We start from the raw sequence: 2,242 nt of genomic DNA on the forward strand, positions 1-2,242 counted from the left end.
GCTCATGGTTTGAAGTTACCGTAAGATAGTGGAGCCTTATTAACAAATATTTAACCCTTTTCTGCATAACCTGCTAACTATAAAGGCTCCACTATCTAAGGTTTCGTCTCCGGGGGGAACCCCCAAGACCGCACTGCCTCCCCAAGACCGCGCTGCATCGCTATTACCCATTACCTATTACCTATTACCTATTACCTATTACCTTAGTACTAATGTTGCTGCATAAGTGACATGCTCCCTCCCTGCTCCGTGCTCCCTGCTCCGTGCTCCCTGCTCCCTGCCTCCTAAAGCCTAGCAAAAAGTACCTCAAACATCACTGATATTTGCTATATATTATGTAGAGATGTTAGCTAGAATGTCTCTACATAAGTTTTTTGATTAGCCATGCTTTAGTAAATTAATTATCTTGATAATATTCTGTTTAATTGTTAAAAACAAAAAATTAACAAAATAAAATGCAATAATAAATATTAACTATAAAAAAATAACTAAGCAGCTACTTATGATGGTACTTGATTTTTGATAAAATTGTAGTATTAATTAGCTGGTTGACTAGATTTTTATTTATCTAGCAAGACTTTTAAAAAAATTAATTGAATCAGGAAGGCATAGCAGTTGACAAGTTACCTTTAAATGGTTAAACAGATACACTCTAGCTGTAAGAATTCATCGATCAGCTTCTGAGGGGTCAGCTTTTAAATCAAGACAAACATCGGCATTTAGCCCTGGGACGAGTACATGAGGTGCGACCCGTGATGGCGAGCAATCCCTTGACCGTAGGTCACGCGGGGCGCGTTCGCCATCACGGAAAGCGCACCAAGCGTGATTATGGAAAAGCCTCAAGAAGCTGATCGCTGACCGCTTCATGCTTACACTTCCTATCAATCAGATAGACTGTCTCCAAACCTCTCCAACAGTTCCTCACGGGACAGGTTAAGCAACACTTGAGTACGCTCTGTGATCGGCAACTGCATCAAAGGCTCAATCGTCTGGGATAATTCGAGATCAACACGGCCAAACCGCCCTGCCAGTAGATTCTCTACCATCAGGCGCTGTCCCTCTAAATTGCCTTGTTCCCGGCCTTGTTCCCGGCCTTGTTCCCGGCCTTGTTCCCGGCCTTGTTCCCGGCCTTGTTCCCGGCCTTGTTCCCGGCCTTGTTCCCGGCCTTGTTCTAAGGTTTCTTCTCGCCAACGCAAATAAGCTGGTGATAAATTCATAATTAATTCCCTCTCATCTTCACTTAAATCTTCACTCTCCTCTATTTTGATGCGCCAGTTGGCCAGAATCTCTAAGATATTGCCCCGTAAAGGGTGTCCAACTGGCAGTGCCACCAATTCCTTAATGGCTTGCTCCTGAGTGCGATTGCGTCCCAAAACTCTCAACCAGAGGGTTTCTTCGATAACCGGCAGCTGGTTAATGGCCACCAGGGCTGTCTTGAACAACTCAGGCAAAAAGTAAACTCCTTCTACCCAATGCCCGGAATCATCAAGTTTGGCGGCAAAACCATTCAATAGGTTGCTTGAACAGGAAGGGGACAGAATCCATAAACAGGGCAAGTCAGTTTCACTGACAGAATTTTTCTTAGGTGCGCTTTCCGTTGGCGAATTAAATTCGCCACGGGTCGCACCTCTCGTCGTGCCTTCCGCTGCAGGTCACCGTAGAGGGCAAACAACTTAAGCAGACAATTGCGCACTGCCATGATCCCGATGGCATTGCGGAATGGTTCCAATAAACAGGCCGTTGAGACCATCTGACCGAGCAATCCTAAAACCTGGGGTGGTTTGGATTCAGAAGGTGCTGGTAGAAACCAAATATCCACTTGGCGTACTTCACTGGTTACTTCGCGGCTGATTTGCACCTGACCGTGAGGTGTTAGCAACTCCGTTAAATACTGTTTCGCAAATTGGTCGTGTGGCTGTCGGGTCATTCATCCTAATTGTTTGGGGATAGTATTAGTAGCCTTTCACCGATCAACTGGCTAAAAACAGATCCCATGGATCTTGACTTTTTGACCAAGACCTGAAACAGCATTTTGTGTCAAGTCTGGCCAACAGCTGTCATACTCAAATGGCACTACACCTTAGAACCACTCTGGGCGCTCCCCTTAGAATAGAACAAACTCCCCACAGTGCCCGAAGCCAGGTAATTAGTCATGACAGTAGCCACCACACCTGTTGATACCAGTCCGATTGTGCTGAGGATGCCCCCAGCACTGGCTATGGATGATGACCAGTTCTTGGAA

2 protein-coding genes are annotated in these 2,242 nt (G+C 45.7%); both read right to left on the reverse strand.

Annotated elements, in window-relative coordinates; translation table 11 throughout:
• Nucleotides 1-881: 881 nt before the first annotated feature.
• Nucleotides 882-1,511 carry a hypothetical protein gene (locus F6J99_RS46090; protein WP_365975486.1) on the reverse strand — a complete coding sequence of 210 codons (630 nt, stop codon included), beginning with the start codon at nt 1,509-1,511 and terminating at the stop codon, nt 882-884.
• Nucleotides 1,508-1,927 (reverse strand): hypothetical protein, encoded by a 420-nt coding sequence (locus tag F6J99_RS46095; protein WP_365975488.1) that lies wholly within the window; start codon nt 1,925-1,927, stop codon nt 1,508-1,510. Before F6J99_RS46095 ends, F6J99_RS46090 begins: the two co-directional genes overlap by 4 nt.
• Between the last annotated feature and the right edge of the window lie 315 nt (nt 1,928-2,242).

Origin of the sequence: Moorena sp. SIO4G3, assembly GCF_010692305.1 — a bacterium.
GTDB classification, from domain to species: Bacteria; Cyanobacteriota; Cyanobacteriia; order Cyanobacteriales; family Coleofasciculaceae; genus Moorena; species Moorena producens_A.

Excerpts from the sequence above, each read along its gene's own strand:
- F6J99_RS46095 (WP_365975488.1), bottom strand. The coding sequence starts at position 1,927 with ATGACCCGACAGCCACACGACCAATTTGCGAAACAGTATTTAACGGAG.